Annotated in this window: 19 protein-coding genes and 1 tRNA gene; 3 read left to right on the forward strand and 17 right to left on the reverse strand. The window is 69.2% G+C overall.

Annotated features, from left to right (window positions below; genetic code table 11):
* The first annotated feature begins 12 nt into the window (after positions 1–12).
* The gene (locus JW792_RS05085; RefSeq protein ID WP_135996778.1) at positions 13–531 is read left to right on the forward strand and encodes a paraquat-inducible protein A; all 519 of its coding nucleotides are present in this window, start codon (positions 13–15) and stop codon (positions 529–531) included.
* A gap of 46 nt (positions 532–577) precedes the next feature.
* A complete protein-coding gene (locus JW792_RS05090) occupies positions 578–1,798 on the forward strand; it encodes a JmjC domain-containing protein (protein WP_135996776.1) in 1,221 nt (406 codons plus the stop codon).
* Here the strand turns inward: JW792_RS05090 and JW792_RS05095 are convergent.
* From JW792_RS05095 to JW792_RS05135, 9 genes are all read right to left on the reverse strand, one after another.
* On the reverse strand, positions 1,795–2,349 hold the full coding sequence (locus JW792_RS05095) for a DUF6935 domain-containing protein (protein WP_135996774.1): 555 nt from the start codon (positions 2,347–2,349) through the stop codon (positions 1,795–1,797). The genes JW792_RS05090 and JW792_RS05095 overlap by 4 nt on opposite strands.
* A 60-nt stretch (positions 2,350–2,409) precedes the next feature.
* A complete protein-coding gene (locus tag JW792_RS05100; protein ID WP_135996772.1) occupies positions 2,410–2,859 on the reverse strand; it encodes a BLUF domain-containing protein in 450 nt (149 codons plus the stop codon).
* Positions 2,856–4,064 carry a hypothetical protein gene (locus JW792_RS05105; protein WP_135996770.1) on the reverse strand — a complete coding sequence of 403 codons (1,209 nt, stop codon included), beginning with the start codon at positions 4,062–4,064 and terminating at the stop codon, positions 2,856–2,858. The genes JW792_RS05100 and JW792_RS05105 overlap by 4 nt, the downstream gene beginning before the upstream one ends.
* A 228-nt stretch (positions 4,065–4,292) precedes the next feature.
* A tRNA-Pro gene (locus JW792_RS05110) sits at positions 4,293–4,370 on the reverse strand.
* 123 nt (positions 4,371–4,493) lie between these two features.
* Positions 4,494–4,949, reverse strand: a complete 456-nt coding sequence (locus tag JW792_RS05115; protein ID WP_135996768.1) for a MerR family transcriptional regulator — start codon at positions 4,947–4,949, stop codon at positions 4,494–4,496.
* 2 nt (positions 4,950–4,951) lie between these two features.
* Complete coding sequence (locus tag JW792_RS05120; RefSeq protein ID WP_135996766.1) at positions 4,952–5,254, reverse strand: integration host factor subunit alpha; 303 nt, start codon at positions 5,252–5,254, stop codon at positions 4,952–4,954.
* A gap of 80 nt (positions 5,255–5,334) precedes the next feature.
* On the reverse strand, positions 5,335–6,306 hold the full coding sequence (locus JW792_RS05125; protein WP_135996764.1) for a beta-ketoacyl-ACP synthase III: 972 nt from the start codon (positions 6,304–6,306) through the stop codon (positions 5,335–5,337).
* A complete protein-coding gene (gene plsX, locus JW792_RS05130) occupies positions 6,303–7,364 on the reverse strand; it encodes a phosphate acyltransferase PlsX (protein WP_135996762.1) in 1,062 nt (353 codons plus the stop codon). The genes JW792_RS05125 and plsX overlap by 4 nt, the downstream gene beginning before the upstream one ends.
* 118 nt (positions 7,365–7,482) lie before the next feature.
* A complete protein-coding gene (locus tag JW792_RS05135) occupies positions 7,483–8,028 on the reverse strand; it encodes a ubiquinol-cytochrome C chaperone family protein (protein WP_135996760.1) in 546 nt (181 codons plus the stop codon).
* Positions 8,029–8,144: 116 nt separating this feature from the next.
* Here JW792_RS05135 and JW792_RS05140 point away from each other — a divergent pair, with 116 nt between their 5' ends.
* Entirely contained in the window at positions 8,145–8,648 is a 504-nt protein-coding gene (locus JW792_RS05140; RefSeq protein ID WP_135996758.1) for an outer membrane protein assembly factor BamE, read from the forward strand.
* 82 nt (positions 8,649–8,730) lie between these two features.
* On the opposite strand, the gene JW792_RS05145 is transcribed toward JW792_RS05140, so the two are convergent.
* The 8 genes from JW792_RS05145 to JW792_RS05180 form a co-directional block, all read right to left on the reverse strand.
* Positions 8,731–10,854 carry a sodium-translocating pyrophosphatase gene (locus JW792_RS05145; RefSeq protein WP_135996756.1) on the reverse strand — a complete coding sequence of 708 codons (2,124 nt, stop codon included), beginning with the start codon at positions 10,852–10,854 and terminating at the stop codon, positions 8,731–8,733.
* A 160-nt stretch (positions 10,855–11,014) separates the two neighbouring features.
* Complete coding sequence (locus tag JW792_RS05150; RefSeq protein ID WP_135996754.1) at positions 11,015–11,530, reverse strand: hypothetical protein; 516 nt, start codon at positions 11,528–11,530, stop codon at positions 11,015–11,017.
* A gap of 23 nt (positions 11,531–11,553) precedes the next feature.
* Positions 11,554–12,537 (reverse strand): thiamine-phosphate kinase, encoded by a 984-nt coding sequence (thiL, locus tag JW792_RS05155; RefSeq protein WP_135996752.1) that lies wholly within the window; start codon positions 12,535–12,537, stop codon positions 11,554–11,556.
* A 15-nt stretch (positions 12,538–12,552) separates the two neighbouring features.
* On the reverse strand, positions 12,553–13,035 hold the full coding sequence (gene nusB, locus JW792_RS05160; protein ID WP_135996750.1) for a transcription antitermination factor NusB: 483 nt from the start codon (positions 13,033–13,035) through the stop codon (positions 12,553–12,555).
* Positions 13,032–13,469: a 6,7-dimethyl-8-ribityllumazine synthase gene (gene ribH / locus JW792_RS05165; protein ID WP_135996748.1), complete on the reverse strand. Its 438-nt coding sequence runs from the start codon at positions 13,467–13,469 to the stop codon at positions 13,032–13,034. Before ribH ends, nusB begins: the two co-directional genes overlap by 4 nt.
* Before the next feature lie 2 nt (positions 13,470–13,471).
* Positions 13,472–14,605 carry a 3,4-dihydroxy-2-butanone-4-phosphate synthase gene (gene ribB, locus JW792_RS05170; protein ID WP_135996746.1) on the reverse strand — a complete coding sequence of 378 codons (1,134 nt, stop codon included), beginning with the start codon at positions 14,603–14,605 and terminating at the stop codon, positions 13,472–13,474.
* 14 nt (positions 14,606–14,619) lie between these two features.
* Positions 14,620–15,222, reverse strand: a complete 603-nt coding sequence (locus JW792_RS05175; RefSeq protein WP_135996744.1) for a riboflavin synthase — start codon at positions 15,220–15,222, stop codon at positions 14,620–14,622.
* The gene (locus tag JW792_RS05180) at positions 15,222–15,875 is read right to left on the reverse strand and encodes a RibD family protein (RefSeq protein ID WP_135996742.1); all 654 of its coding nucleotides are present in this window, start codon (positions 15,873–15,875) and stop codon (positions 15,222–15,224) included. The genes JW792_RS05175 and JW792_RS05180 overlap by 1 nt, the downstream gene beginning before the upstream one ends.
* Positions 15,876–15,880: the final 5 nt, after the last annotated feature.

Genomic DNA, 15,880 nt, shown 5'->3' on the forward strand with positions numbered 1-15,880 from the left:
CATAGTCGTGCCATGACCCAGCCCCTCGCTCCCTCCACCACGAACGCGCACGGTGCCGGCGGCGCGCTCGGGCGCGCGCTCCTGGTGCTCGGCATCGCGCTCTTCCCGCTCGGCATCACGCTGCCGCTGCTGGAGACGGCCCGCTTCGTGTTCTTCCGCGAGACCTATTCGGTACTCGAAACCCTGCAGGCGCTGTGGATCAACGCCGAATACGGGCTGGCCGTCCTGCTCGGCGCGTTCTCGGTGGCCACGCCGATCGCCAAGGCCGCCCTCCTCGTCCGGCTGCACCTGGCACGGCCCGGCGAGGTCCGCCCGCGCACGCTCGCCTTCGTCAATGCGCTCGGCAAATGGTCGCTGACCGAGGTCGTGGTGGTCGCCGCGATCATCGTGCTGTGGTCCTCGGACGGCTTCTCCCATGCCGCGAGCCTTCCGGGACTGTGGATCTTCGCCGCCAGCGCGGCCTGCCTGATGCTCGCCGCCGGGCGGATCACACGCGGCCTGGAGCCCGCCGCGGCGCCCGGCAAGCCTTGAGCGCGGCCATCTGGACAGCCCCGGCGCCCACCTCCATGCTGGAGCCATGAGCGAGTACGAGACCCGATTTGCCGAGCTTCTGGCGCCGATGCCGGTGGAGACCTTCCTCACCGAGTATTATGGCCGCAAGCCTGTCCACATCGCGCGCGGCGACGCGCCCCGGCCCGACATCCTGTCGTGGGACCAGTTCAACCGGGCCCTCGAGGTCCGGCGCTACTGGACCGAGCCGCGCCTGCGCCTCGTCATGGGCAACAAGCCGGCGCTGTCCCAGCACTATGTGGAGAAGACCGAGACGCTGGACGGGCCGATGATGCTCGCCAACCCGGACAAGGTGAAGGCGTTTCTCGGCCTCGGGGCGAGTCTCGTGGCCAACCAGATAGACGGGGTCTCCACCGAGGCCCACGCGGTCAGCCGAACGCTGCAGGCCATGCTGGGGGCGAGCGTGTCGGCCAATGTCTACTGCTCGTTCCAGAACGTGCAGGCCTTCCAGACCCATTACGACCTGCACGACGTGCTCGCCTTCCAGACCGAGGGCGAGAAGATCTGGCGCGTCTACGAGGCGCGCGCGGACGCACCGGTCCGCCCCCTGCCGGACGGCGACGCCACGAGCCAGTACCTGAACGCCACGCGCGGGCGGCTGCTGTTCGAGGTCAAGATGCGCCCCGGCGACGTGCTCTACCTGCCGCGAGGCCAGTATCACGATGCGCTCGCCACCTCGGAGGCCTCGCTGCACGTCACCTACTCGATCTCGCCGCTGACGGGTCTGAAACTGTTCGATCTCCTGAAGGAGGAGGCCGAGCAGGAAAGCCTGTTCCGCCAGTATCTTCCCGATGCCCGGGAACGCGGCGGGGCGGCCCTGCGCGAGCATCTGGAGACCGCCGCCGCGCGCCTCGCCGAACTGGCCCGCTCCCCGGCCTTCTTCGAGGAAGTGCGCAACGCCCAGCGTGCCCTCGCCGCGCGCCCGGCCGACTACGGCCTGCCGCGGCGTCCCGATCCGGTGTTCTACGCGGCGACCGGAGAGCGCGCACAGCTCGTGCGCCGCGACAGCGGCTACGTGCTGGTGACGGGGCGCGGCGAGGTGGCCGTCGGCGGCGCGCACAAGGCGGCGGCCTGGATCCTGCGCCAGAACTTCTTCTCCACCCTCACCCTGGAAGCCGGCTTCCCCTACCTGCCGCCGGACGAGATGCAGGCGCTGATCGACGCGCTGACCGGCGCCGGCCTCATCGCCGAAACCCGGCCCGAGGGCGTGCCGCGGCGCAGCGCCTAGCGGGCCGGCGCGGCGACGCCGACGAAGAGCGTCGAGGCCTCGTGGATGCGGTAATGGCCCTCCGCGTCCAGGCGCAGCGTCACCGGACGCGTGGTGGGCTGGCCGGAGGTGAACACCTTGACGCGGTAGAGCCCGTCGCCGAGATCGAAGCGCGCGTCGCGCTCGAAGCGCACGGTCCAGGGGCCTTCCGGCAGGACATAGCCGTTCTCCGGCGCCGCACCCTCGATATAGGAACGCGCGATCGCGGCGCTGCGCGCGATGCCGACCTCGACGAGATAATCGAAGTCATGGCTCAGCGCGCCGTTGGCGGACAGATAGCCTTCGTCGACGATCCGGCGCATGCAGTCGAGCGCGGTCTCCCGGTCGAACTCGTACGTGACGAGGGCGGCGACGAAGACCGTCGCGGCTCGTTCCGGACTGTCGGCACCCCTCCAGGCGCTCTCGCACGCCTCTGCGCTCGGTACCGCGCCGTTGATCGACACACGCTCCTCGCCGAGCGCGGGAGCGCCCAGCAGAAGCGCCGCGGCAAAGCCGGCCAAGACATGTTTCATCTGCTCTCCTCCCCCGGGATCAGGAAAAGGCTAGCAGGCCCTGAGGGGCGTCGACAATCGCTAGTCGCGCGCGCCCGGGCGGCGGGCGACGGCGAGAATGGCATCCTCCGCGGCCGCACGCTGCAGGCGCGCGACGAGGTCGCCGGGTGACAGCGCCTCCAGGTCCGCGGTGGCGTAGCCGGGCACCGGCGCCGCGGTGATGTTGAGCAGGACCATCGACCAGTCGGGGAAGAGCCGCGTCGCGACCGGCTCGTCGGCACGGATCGTCACCCGCTTGTGGCGCGGATCGTCGAACAGGCGCGCGACGAGCGCGTCGATCGCGTCCGCCGGCCCCTCGACATACTGGAAGAAGCGCCCCCGATCGTAGGCGAGCGCGCCGGTGATGTCGTCGGCGCGGTTGTTGCGATCGCACTGCGCCATGATCTCGGAGATCTGTTCGCGGAATTCCTCGCGCTCGGCAGGAATGAGGCTTCGGCTCACATAGAGCACGCACTTGAGAGGCACAGTCATCGTCTCGCCGTCCGGGTCCTGGGGGTGGGCAGAAGAAAGGGGTCGAAAGGTTCGGGCGGCCGGGGAAAGCTGGCCGGGCGCGGGAACAGGGTTCCGGAGAAACGGCTTACACCGAGCCGGATGCTTTCGGCCAGCACGGTCCGGTCGACGCAATCGGCCATCGCGACCGCGGCGCGCAGGCGCGCCGCCCCGTTCTGGAACCGGACGAGGGCGTTGCGCGCACGCCGCATCGCGCGCGCATCACGCGGAGCACGGATGACGAAGCCGTCGAGGCGCCCCTCGTGGAAGCGATCGAGCCGGGCCGCCTCGAAGTCGATATCGACGAAGACGCGCCGGCAGTAGAGGCTCGCCAGGCGCGTCGCCTCGGCATAGCGCGCTGCCGGAGCGTCGGCGGGCGCGGCCATGATCCGCAGGCCCAGCACCTTGCGCACCGGCTCGGGCAGTCCGGACAGGCGCTCGGCATACACCATGCGCAGGCGCGGCACGCAGAGCGTCTGGAAATGCACCGGCGCGGCGATCAGCGAGCTGCGCCCGCGCGAGATGCAGTCCCGGGCATGGGCCGTGACACGCGCGAGCACGTCGAGATCGAAGGCGAGCAGGTGCTCGGGCTTGTGGTCGCCGGGCAGCACGCGGTGGAAGACGCGGTCCGGCAGGCGGCGCAGCTCGATCGCCGGCATCGCCGTGCGCAGCGCGATGTGGCCGCTGGCCGAGGCCCAGACCGGCTGGTAGGCGAGGGCGAATTCCGGCACGCCGGGGTTCGCCGCGCAGGGCTGCGCGCCCTCCTTCTCGTATTCGCCCGCCGCGGTCTCGAGCGCCCTGGAATCGGCTGCGGCCAGCAGGTCGCTAACCGAGATCGGGATCGTGCCCGTGTGCAGATCGAGCTCGCGCAGGTAGTCGGTGCCGAGGAAGAAGGTCTTCAGCTCGGTTTCGAGCCGCGCGGCGAAGGCGGCGGCACTCTCGGGACGATCGGGAGAGGGCAGCACGAGGAAGCCGTTCGCGGCGCGCAGCATGAGGTCGCGCGGCCCGATCCGCTTCTCGATGAAGCTGTGGCAGGTCTCGAAGATGCGCGCCTTCACCTTCGGCCAGCGATCGCCGTAGCGCTCGGCCAGCTCTTCCAGGTTCAGGAATTTGAACTGGCTGGCATTGACCTCGTCACTGCCCGCCAGCACCTCCCGGAACGCCTTCAGATCGGCCAGATGGCCCATGGACACCGCCCAAGTGGTTGACTAAATGCAGCATATGACAATGCTGAACTCGTTCAGCTGATGCGGAGAACCTTTCGAATTCGATAACGATGAATACGTTCATGACTCACGCGAGCCCCGGAGTAGTCAACCGGCACCCCTCGTGGGACCGCATCGGCGCACCGGATTCCGGGCGGGCCGCGGGGGACGCGCCGCGTCGCGGACTATCTGCAGACCAAAGGAGGAAAATGGTCGGAACGGCGGGATTTGAACCCGCGACCCCTGGTCCCCCAGACCAGTGCGCTAACCGGGCTGCGCCACGTTCCGACTGATGCCCCTCCGCCAGGGGGGTGAGGCGAAGGAAGCGGGGTTATAGGACCGGTTTTCCCGGCCGGCAACTGCACCGCGGCGGCGGTCGCAGTTGAAGTTTCACCAGATTGGAGGAAGCGGTCAGGAATTCAAGGCGTCTTCGAGGCGGGCACGGGCGCGTTCGAGCCGGCCGAGCACGGCTTCCAGGCTCTTGCGCTCCTTCGCGGAGAGCCCCGGCGCTCCCTCGCCCCGGGACGGCGTGCGCTCCTCGCCCTCGCTCTCCGGTTCGGCAGGGCGCGGCGCCTCGGGCTGGACACCGCCCTCGCCCGCGCCGAGCTCGGCCACCGAGGCTACCCCATGGTCGCGCAGGTATTTCTGCGCGCCCTTGATGGTGAAGCCTTCCTCGTAGAGCAGGCGGCGCAGGCCCTTGAGCAGCTGCACGTCCTGGGGCCGGTAGAGCCGACGCCCGCCATTGCGCTTGATCGGTTTCAGCTGTGAGAACTTGGATTCCCAGAAGCGCAGCACATGGGCCGGCAGATCGGCCTCCTCGGCGGCCTCGGAGATCGTGCGGTAAGCGTCGGGCGATTTTTCGGCCATGTCTATTTCGACAACGACTCGTCGATGCGGTCCTTGAGGACCTGGGAGGGTTTGAAGACGAGCACCCGGCGCGGGTCGATCGGGACTTCCTCGCCGGTCTTGGGATTGCGGCCCATGCGCCCGTTCTTCTCGCGCAGCATGAAGGAGCCGAAGGAGGAAAGCTTCACCGATTCCCCGGCCGCCAGCGTGTCGGCCATCATGCCCAGCACCGATTCCACGAGCGCCGCGGAATCCTGGCGCGACAGGCCTACTTCGCGATAGACCGCCTCGGCCAGGTCGGCGCGCGTTATCGTCTTGCCAGTCATCGGAGCATCCCCGTTATAAAGCCTATGCATAGCCTACGTCGCGCGACATGCCGGGGTCAATGTTAACCATCGCGCAAGCCTTAATATCTCGCGAGCGCCGCACCCCACGTGAAACCGCCGCCGAGCGCCTCCATCAGGATGAGGTCGCCGCGCTTGACCCGGCCGTCCTCGATCGCGGCGTCGAGCGCCAGGGGGATCGAGGCGGCCGAGGTGTTGCCGTGGTCGGCGACGGTGGAGACGACCTTCTCCACCGGGATGCCGAGGCGCTTGGCGACGCCCTGCAGGATGCGTTCATTGGCCTGGTGCGGGATGAACCAGTCGATCTCCGCCACATCCTTGCCGGCGAGTTCGGCGAGCTCGGTGATGGAGCCGGCGATCTTGGTCACCGCGTGCTTGAAGACCTGGTTGCCCTGCATGCGCAGATGGCCGACCGTCTGCGTGGCGGAAGGCCCGCCATCGACGAAGAGCAGGTCGCGATAGCGCCCGTCGGAACGCAGATGGGTCGCGATGACGCCCTCGTCGGGCGGTCCGTCCTCCTGCGCGGTCAGGACGATCGCCCCGGCCCCGTCGCCGAACAGGACGCAGGTCGTGCGGTCCTCCCAGTCGAGGATACGCGAAAACGTTTCCGCCCCGATGACGAGAGCGCACTTCGACTGGCCCGCGCGCATGAAATTGTTGGCCGTCGCCACCGCGTAGATGAAGCCGGAGCACACGGCGTGCACGTCGAAGGCCGCGCCCTGCTCCACGCCCAGCTTCTCCTGGATGATCGTGCCGGTCGCCGGGAAGGTCAGATCCGGCGTCGCGGTCGCCACGACGATCAGGTCGATGTCCTTCGCCGTGACCCCGGCGCGCTCCATGGCGATGCGCGCGGCATGGGTGCCGAGATCGCTCGTCAGCTCGCCCTCGGCGGCGATGTGGCGCTTGGCGATGCCGGTCCGCTCGCGAATCCATTCGTCGCTGGTGTCGACGATGCGCGACATCTCCTCGTTCGTCAGCACGCGCTCGGGAAGATACGCACCGACGCCGGCGATTCGGGCGATGGGCTGGGTCACTCTGTCTCCTGTGCGCGCGTGGTGCGGCTGCGTTCGGCGGCGTCGAGCCGGGCCAGATTCTTCTCGATCTCAGTCAGGAACCGGCTGTCGGCCATTTCAAGGGCGATCCGCAGCGCCGTCGCGAAGCCCGGCCCCTGCGTACCGCCATGGCTTTTTACCACGACACCGTTCAGGCCGAGAAACACGCCGCCATTGACATTGTTCGGGTCCATCCGCGCGCGAAGCTGCTTCAGGGCGCCCAGGCTGAGCAGCGCCCCGGCCGCCTTGCCGAGCAGCGACCCGGTCAGCGCCTCGCGCACCCAGCCGCCGACGAGCCTGGCCGTGCCCTCGGCGGTCTTGAGCGCGACATTCCCCGTGAAGCCGTCGGTGACCACGACGTCGGTGGTGCCCAACGAGATGTCGTTGCCCTCCACGAAGCCGCGATAATCCATGTCGAGCTCGGCCTCGCGCAGCAGCGCGTCGGCGTCGCGCACGACCTGGTCGCCCTTCAGCTCCTCCTGCCCGACATTGAGCAGCGCGACGCTCGGGCGCTGCACGCCGTGAACCGCGCGGTGGAAGGATTCCCCGAGCACCGCGAACTCGACGAGCTGCTCGGGATCGCAGTCCACGTTGGCGCCGACGTCGAGCACGGTGCAGAAGCCCTGCGGCACCGGCCAGCTCGCCGCGATGGCAGGGCGGTGCACCCCCGCCTTCATCCGCAGGATCACCTTTGAGATCGCCATCAGCGCGCCGGTATTGCCCGCCGAGATGGCGACCTGGGCCTCCCCGTCCTTCACGGCGTGAACCGCATTCCACATCGAGGAGCCGCGCGAGCGGCGCACCGCCTCGGAGGGCTTGGCCTCCATGGTGACGATCTTCTCGGTGTGGCGGATCTCGCAGCGCCCGGCGAGCTCGGGATGGCGCGCCAGGAGCGGCCGGATGCGCGCCTCGTCGCCGTGAAGCAGCAGGCGCACCGGGCGCCGGCGCCCCTTGAAGAAGATCGCGGCTCCGTCGACGACGCTCTCCGGCGCGAAATCGCCGCCCATGGCATCGACGGAAAGGACAAGCGGTGAAACCATGAAAAAATCCGGTCAATCGATCCGCGCGGCGCGAAACGCATGCGCCGGCCGCGCGAAACTTACCGATTGACCCATCCTTTGCAAGCCGCAGCGGGCAGAAGCGAAATCCGCCCCGGCCCTATGGCGCGGGCGCGTAGGCGGGCGGCTCCATACCTTGCGCGAGCTGCTCGGGATCCTGGCGCGCCAGGCACGCATCGCAGTCGATCATGTAACGGGCGAGCGCGCGCCCGGCCGCAGCCGGATCGCCCTCGCCGTGCGCGTCGAGCGCGTTGCGTGCGAGGATGTCGGCAAGGCCCGCCTCGTCGCCCGCATCGAGCGCAGCGTCATAGGCCTTCGCGCGGCCGTAGAAGGCCTCGCCCATCTCGCGAATCTTCCGGCCGACCTTGAGATCACCCGTACCCATCTCGCGCAGCGCGGCGTCCATGTCGTCGAACATCCTGTCGAACAGCGCCTGGCTCGCCGCCTGGCCCGTCTTTCCGCCCGCGCGCAGGCGGCGCATCAGCAGGACGGCATGGATCACGATCATGTCGAACCGCCCGTCCACCGTGTCCGGCGCCCCGGCCGGACCGTACAGGGAAGGCTGGCGCGCGGCGGCGAGCACGCTGTCATAGAGGCGTTCTCCGGCGGCCTTCACGGGGTCCTTGCGGAACAGGCGGGCGAACATGCGGTTGACGGCTCCCTAAACGCAAGGCTTGAAGCTAAGATCACGGACGGGTAGGTCAACCAGGCGCGCCGCTTTGGCGCAGCGCCGAGGTCTTTCAAAGGAGGGCGACGGCCCCGATGACGAGCAAACGCACCCTCGCCCTGGCGGCCACGATGGCCGGCGCGGTACTCCTAAGCGCCTGCAATCCGACGCTGCGCACGCACGGCTATCGCTATTCCGACGGCGAGGTGCCCGAGTTCACCGTCGGCGAGGACACCCAGGCCACCGTCCTGCAGCGCCTGGGCAATCCGTCCACGCGCGGCACCTTCGAGACCGATACCTGGTATTATATCAGCGCGACGCGCGAGTATCTCGCCTATCTGCGCCCCGAGACCCGCGACCGGCGCATCATCGCCCTGACCTTCGACGACAGCGGTACGCTCGCAGGGATCGAGGAATACGGCATCGAGGACGGGCGGATCGTCGCCTTCGTCGATCGCGAGACCCCGACCCGGGGCCGCGAACTCACCATCCTGGAACAGCTGCTCGGCAATGTGGGCCGTCTGCCGAGCGAACAGTTCGGCGGCGAGCAGAACCTGCCCGGCGGGGCCGGCGGCCCGAGGCAGGACGGCTCGCGCTAGTCACGCTCTCCGCGCCAGAGGCAGGAAACGAAAAAGCCCCGGTCCTTCGACCGGGGCTTCTCGTTTCAGGCTGTGAGCCCTGCTAGTGCCCGCCCGCGAGGACCGCCAGGAGCAGCAGCGCCACGATGTTGGTGATCTTGATCATCGGGTTCACGGCCGGACCGGCAGTGTCCTTGTAAGGATCGCCGACCGTGTCGCCGGTCACCGCGGCCTTGTGGGCTTCGCTGCCCTTGCCGCCGTGATGGCCGTCCTCGATGTATTTCTTGGCGTTGTCCCACGCCCCGCCGCCGGAGGTCATGGAAATTGCGACGAACAGGCCGGTGACGATCACGCCGAGCAGCATCGCTCCGACCGCGGCGAGCGCGGCCGCCTTGCCGGCGATCAGCAGCACCACGAAGAACAGCACGATCGGGCTGAGCACCGGAAGCAGCGAGGGCACGACCATCTCGCGGATCGCGGCCTTGGTGAGGATGTCCACCGCCCGGCCGTAATCGGGCTTGGCAGTGCGCTCCATGATGCCCGGGATCTCGCGGAACTGGCGGCGCACCTCTTCCACGACGGACTGGGCCGCGCGGCCCACGGCCATCATCGACATGCCGCCGAACAGGAAGGGCAGAAGACCGCCGAACAGCAGGCCGACCACGACGTACGGGTTGGACAGGGCGAAATCGACGATGACGCCGTCGAAGAAGCTTCCCGCCTCGGCGGTGCCGGCGAAGAAGCGGATGTCCTCGGTATAGGCCGCGAACAGCACCAGGGCGCCGAGACCGGCCGAGCCGATCGCATAGCCCTTGGTCACCGCCTTGGTGGTGTTGCCGACCGCGTCGAGCGCATCGGTCGTCTCGCGCACCGAGCCTTCCAACTCGGCCATCTCCGCGATGCCGCCGGCATTGTCGGTGACCGGACCGAAGGCGTCGAGCGCGACGACCATGCCGGCGAGCGCCAGCATCGTCGTGGTGGCGACCGCGATGCCGAACAGGCCCGCGAAGTAGTGAGTCACGATGATGCCCGCGATGATGACGAGCGCGGGCAGCGCGGTGGATTCCAGCGACACGGCGAGACCCTGGATCACGTTGGTGCCGTGACCGGATTCCGATGCCTTCGCGACCGATTTCACCGGACGGTATTCGACGCCGGTATAGTACTCGGTGATCCAGACGATGAGACCGGTCACGCCGAGGCCCGCAAGCGCGCAGATGAAGAGGTTCATCGGCGGGATTTCGACCCCGCCCGCACGCACCAGCCCGTCGGGCACCAGCGTCCAGATGACCGCGGCGACCGCGGGAATGGACAGCACGGCGGTGGCGATGAAGCCCTTGTAGAGCGCGCCCATGATGTTCTTCGACTTGCCCAGGCGCACGAAGAAGGTGCCGATGATCGAGGTGACGATGCACACCGCGCCGATCGCGAGCGGGAGCACCATGCCGTCGACCTGGCTACCGCCCACGAAGAAGATCGAGGCGAGCACCATGGTGGCCACCACGGTCACCGCATAGGTCTCGAACAGGTCCGCGGCCATGCCCGCACAGTCGCCGACATTGTCGCCAACATTGTCCGCGATGGTCGCGGCATTGCGCGGATCGTCCTCGGGGATGCCCGCTTCCACCTTGCCGACCATGTCGCCGCCGACATCGGCGCCCTTGGTGAAGATGCCGCCGCCGAGACGGGCAAAGACGGAGATGAGGGAGGCCCCGAAGCCGAGCGCGACGAGCGCGTCGATCACGGTGCGGTCGCCCGGCGCATTGCCGAGCACGGCCGTCAGCACGAAGTAGTAGACCGCCACGCCGAGCAGGGCGAGACCGACCACGAGCATCCCGGTCACCGCGCCGGAGCGGAACGCCAGCGACAGCCCCTGCGCGAGACCCTGCTGGGCCGCTTCGGTCGTGCGCACGTTGGCACGCACCGAGACCAGCATGCCGATGAAGCCGGCGAGGCCCGACAGCACCGCACCGAGCGCGAAACCGATCGCCGCGAACACGCCGAGCAGGAAGAAGACGACGATGAAGATCACCACGCCGACGATCGCGATGGTGGTGTACTGGCGCTTGAGATAGGCGTTCGCGCCTTCCTGGATCGCCCTGGCGATTTCCTGCATCCGCTCCGAGCCGGCGCTGGCCGACAGGATCGAGCGGATTGTGACGGCTCCGTAGAGAATGGCCAGAAGACCGGCGCCCATCGCCAGCCAAAGCCAAAGGTCGGTACTCATGGCGTTACAGCCCCCGTTTTTCGATCGTTTTGATTTCGAGGGACTGGCCGCGTTCTTGGCGAATCGTTGTCGGACCGCCCCTCCCCGATAGGTGACGGGACTATGCCGAATGCGGATGGGGCGCGCAATAGAAGGCGCGGGCCTGCGCCCGCGCCGGGGCTCAGCGCCCGACGAGGCGCACGTCGCCGCCGAGCAGCTCGATGCGCGCGAGGGTCGCGGGCGGCAGATGGGCCGTCAACGCGGCCTCCAGGGCGGCGCGGGTGGCGGTGTCGTCATAGGCCTCGGCGCCGGCGTGCTGGAACGGCGCGCGGTGGGCCGCCCGCACGGCGGAGTCCAGCAGGAAATGGGACTGGTCGCGCACGCGCCAGTCATCCACGCCGTCGCCCAGGTGCAGGCGCACCATGACGAAGGCATAGCCCTGAAGGGCGCCGCCGCGGACGACCGGCACGTTGATGCTGGGAAGGTCGACATAGGTGCCCGCCTCGGGCGGCGCGAAGGCCTCCTCGATCGCCCGTGTCTGCTCGGTGATGTCGTTGGGAAGGCGGAAGGATGAGACGTGCACGTTGGCCCGCGCCCCCTCCCCCGGCCCGGCGGGCGCAGAGGGCCCGGCGCCGGCGAGCGCCGGCGCGGCGAGGCCTGCCCCCAGGAGGGCGGCGAGGATCGGACGCGCGAACATGCAGGCAGACTACCCGCCGGGCCTCAAAAATGCGTAAAGCCGCCCCGCTCCACGGGCAGCGTCCGGCCCTCGAAGGACACCGTGACACCTTCCCCGGCCCCGAAAATGCCGGCCTGCTTCGCCTCGACCCCCGCCTCCCGGCAGGCGGCGATGAAGGCGTCGACGCGCTCGGGCGCGAGCGCGCAGGCGAGTTCGTAATCGTCGCCGGAGGTCGCCAGGCGCAGCCGGGCCGCCGCCTCGTCCGGCTGGCTTGCGAGCCATTCCCCGGCCGCTGGCGAGACCGGCATGTCCTCGAGGCGCAGCGCGAGGGCGAGGCCGCTCGCGGCGGCGACATGTCCGGCATCGGCGACGAGCCCGTCGGAGACATCGATCGCGGCGCGGGCATGTTCGCGCAGTGCCGGGGCGAGCGCGATGCGCGGCGTGGGCAGGTAGTGGCGTTCGAGCAGCGCCGCGGCCGCCTCGCCGTCGAGCGCGCGTTCGCCGCGCGCCAGGGCGAGGCCCAGCCCCGCATCCCCGATCGCGCCGGTGACGACCAGCCGGTCGCCGGGTCTCGCGCCGGCACGGGTGACCGCCTTGCCCGCCGGAACCTCGCCGAACGCGGTGACGGCGACGGTGAAGGGCCCCTCGCCCGCCGTGGTGTCGCCGCCGATCAGGGTCAGGCCGAAGCGTTCCTGGTCGGCCTTCAGCCCCTCCACGAAACGGGCCTGCAGCGCGCGGTCGGTGCCGAGCGGCCAGACGAGGCTCGTCATGTACCAGAGGGGGGTCGCGCCCATCGCGGCGAGATCGGAGAGATTGGCCCGCAGCGCCTTGCGCGCCACCAGGGCCGGGTCGTCGCTCTCGAGGAAATGGCGCCCCGCAACGAGCGCGTCGGCGGTGACCACGAGCTCGTGGCCCGCACGCGGCGCGATGACGGCGGCATCGTCCTTCAGCGCGAAGGCCCCCGCATGGCCCTTCGAGAGCGGGGCGAGCAGGCGTGCGATGAACTCGAACTCGCCGAAACCGCTCATGATCGCCACTCCCGGCTATTGCGCCGTGCGCACCTCGCCGGGACGGACCTTGCGGGCGAAGTTCTCCAGCGAGGCATTGATGAAGCCCGGCTCGGGCCCGTCATAGAAGGCGTTGGCGATGTCGACGTATTCGTTGATCACCGTGCCCACCGGAACGTCCGTACGTACGAGGAGCTCGTAGCCGCCCGCACGCAGGATGGCGCGAAGCGTCGCATCCAGGCGCGACAGGCGCCAGCCCGACTTCAGCGTCTCGCGGATGCCGGCATCGACCTCGTCCTGGGCCTTGACCATGCCGGCGAGCAGGTCCTCGAAGAAGTCCTCGTCGGCCTCGATATACTCGCCGGGCTCGCCTGCATGGCCGAAATGGTGCGCGCGGAACTGGCGCGTCACCTCGCTCGCCCCGGCCCCGGTCAGCTCCATCTGGTAGAGCGCCTGGACGGCGGCCAGCCGGGCCGAGCGGCGAAGACGCGCGCGCGACTGGGAGGCGGTCTCGCTCATCGCTTCGCCCCGAAGCGCGCACGCGCCTCGATCATCGTCAGGCAGGCCTGGGCCGCGTCCCTGCCCTTGTTCTTCTCGTCGACATGGGCGCGCACGCGCGCCTGCTTGATGTTCTCCACGGTGAGGATGCCGTAGCCGATGGCGACACCCTTCAGGGAGAGGTCCATCAGGCCGCGGGCGGACTCCCCGCAGACATAGTCGTAATGGCTGGTCTCGCCGCGAATGACGCAGCCGAGCGCGACATAGCCGTCGAAGCCGGCCTTGCCGGCCTCGGCCTGGGCGATGACGCCGGGGATCTCGAACGCGCCGGGCACCTCGAAGGTCTCGTGTGCGACGCCCTGCGCATCGAGCTCGGCGCGCGCGCCCTTCAGCAGTTCCTCGGTGATGTCCTCGTAGAACGGCGCGGCGACGAGGAGGACTTTCTTGGCAGCCATGGTCAGTGTCCTTCGATCTCGCGCTGTTCAATAACCTCCAGCCCGTATCCTTCAAGTCCGACGATCTTCTGCGGCGCAGTCGACAGGAGGATCATCTTGCGCACGCCGAGATCGAGCAGGATCTGCGCGCCGACGCCGTATTCGCGCAGGCGCCGGGCCTCGCGCGCGTGATCGGGATCGACCGGCGCGCCGCCGAAGCGCTCGGTGATGGCGGCGGGGTTGGTCTCGCGGATGAAGACCATGACGCCCGGCCCGTCATGGGCGGCGAGCGCCTTGATGCCTTCCTCGACCAGACCCTCGCGCGCGCCGGCAGCGGCCAGCACGTCGTCGGTGAAGCTCACCTTGTGCATGCGCACCAGGACCGGCGCGGCCGGCGAGATCGCACCCTTGGTCAGAGCGACATGCTCGACATTGTCGACCAGCGAGCGGAACACGGTGAGCCGGAACGGCCCGCCCCACTTCGTGGTCACCTCGCTGTCGAGGCGGCGCTCCACGAACCGGTCGTGCTTCCTGCGGTAGGCGATGAGATCGGCGATCGTGCCGATCTTCAGCCCGTGGCGCTGGGCAAAGCCGATCAGGTCGGGAAGCCGGGCCATCGAGCCGTCATCGTTCATGATCTCGCAGATCACGCCGGACGGGTTCATGCCGGCCAGGCGCGCGACGTCGACGGCGGCCTCGGTATGGCCGGCACGCACCAGCACGCCGCCGTCGCGCGCCATAAGCGGGAAGACGTGGCCGGGGCTGACGATGTCCTCGGCACCCTTGGTGGGATCGATCGCCACGTTGATGGTGCGCGCGCGGTCGTGCGCGGAGATGCCGGTGGACACTCCTTCGCGGGCCTCGATCGAGACGGTGAAGGCGGTGGACTGGCGCGAGCGGTTGTGCCCGCTCATCAGCTGCAGGCCGAGCGCCTCGGAGCGCTCGCGCGTCATGGCCAGGCAGATCAGGCCGCGCCCGTACTTGGCCATGAAGTTGACCTGCTCGGGCGTGGCGAACTGGGCCGGAATGACGAGATCGCCCTCGTTCTCGCGGTCCTCGGCATCGACGAGGATGAACATGCGCCCGTTGCGGGCATCCTCGATGATGTCCTCGATGGGCGAGAGCGGGGTATCGGTGCGGGTGGCGGTATCGGTCACGTTGGTCTTTCCGTTCAGCCGGCCTGGCCGGCGAGACGCGCGGCGTAGCGCGCCATGACATCGACCTCAAGATTGACGTGCGCTCCCGGCTTCAGCGCGCCGAGCGTCGTCACCTTCGCGGTATGGGGGATGATCATCAGGTCGAACACCGCGCCCTCCACCGCGTTGACGGTGAGCGAGACGCCGTCGACGGCGATCGAGCCCTTCTCCGCGATGAAGCGCGACAGGGTTCCCGGCGCGCGCACGCGCAGCGTCAGCCAGCCCTCGCTCCGCTCGACAGAGACCACCTCGCCGACCCCGTCGACATGGCCCTGGACGATGTGGCCGCCAAGCTCGTCGCCCACCTTCAGCGGGCGCTCGAGATTGACGCTGTCACCCTCGCGCCAGGCGCCGAGCGTGGTGCGCCTCAGCGTTTCCGGCGACACCTCCACGGCATAGCGCGCACCGTCGGCGACCGGAGCGACATGGACCACGGTGAGGCAGGCGCCGGCATGGGCGATGGACGCCCCGAGCGCGATGCCAGCGGGATCGTAGGGACACTCGATCTCGAAGCGGCGGTCGCGCTCGCCCGATATCCTGGCGATGCGGCCCTTTGCGGTGACGATGCCGGTGAACATCAGCGGTCCAGTTCGTAGGTTTCGTGGATGTCCGGGCCGCACTCGCGCACGCCCGCACGCACAAATCTGGGGGCCGAGGCGAGGCTCTCAAGCCCGAGGCCTGTGAAAACCGGCCTCGCATCGCCGCCGAGCACGATCGGAGCGCGGAACCACTCGATGCGGGTCAGCCCGCGCGCGCGCAGCGCCGAGGCCGCGACCGCGGCACCGGCTTCGATGAGGACGCAGGCGAAACCGCGCCCGTCGAGTTCGCTCAGAGCGGCGTCGATCGAGACGACGCCGGCTTCGCCCGGGCAGGCCACCACCTCGACGCCCGCGCTGCGCAGCGCTTCGGCGCGCGCGCCGGGCGCGTCGCCGCGGCAGAAGACGAAGCGCTCGCGTCCGGCGGCGAAGATCCGGGCCTGCGGGCGGACCCGGCAGTGCGTGTCGAGCACCGCGACCGCCGGCTGCGGCCCGTGAAATCCCTCAACGTCGCGCACGTCCATGCGCGGATCGTCCGCCTCGACGGTACCGCGGCCGGTCAGGATCGCGTCGGCTTGCGATCGCAGCCGGTGCACCTCTGCGCGGGCCTCTTCCGAGGTGATCCAGCGGCTCTCCCCGTTGGCGAGGGCGATGCGCCCGTCCAGCGAGGTCGCGAGCTTGAGCACCACCTCCATGGCGA

Source organism: Marinicauda algicola (genome assembly GCF_017161425.1).
GTDB lineage: Bacteria > Pseudomonadota > Alphaproteobacteria > Caulobacterales > Maricaulaceae > Marinicauda > Marinicauda algicola.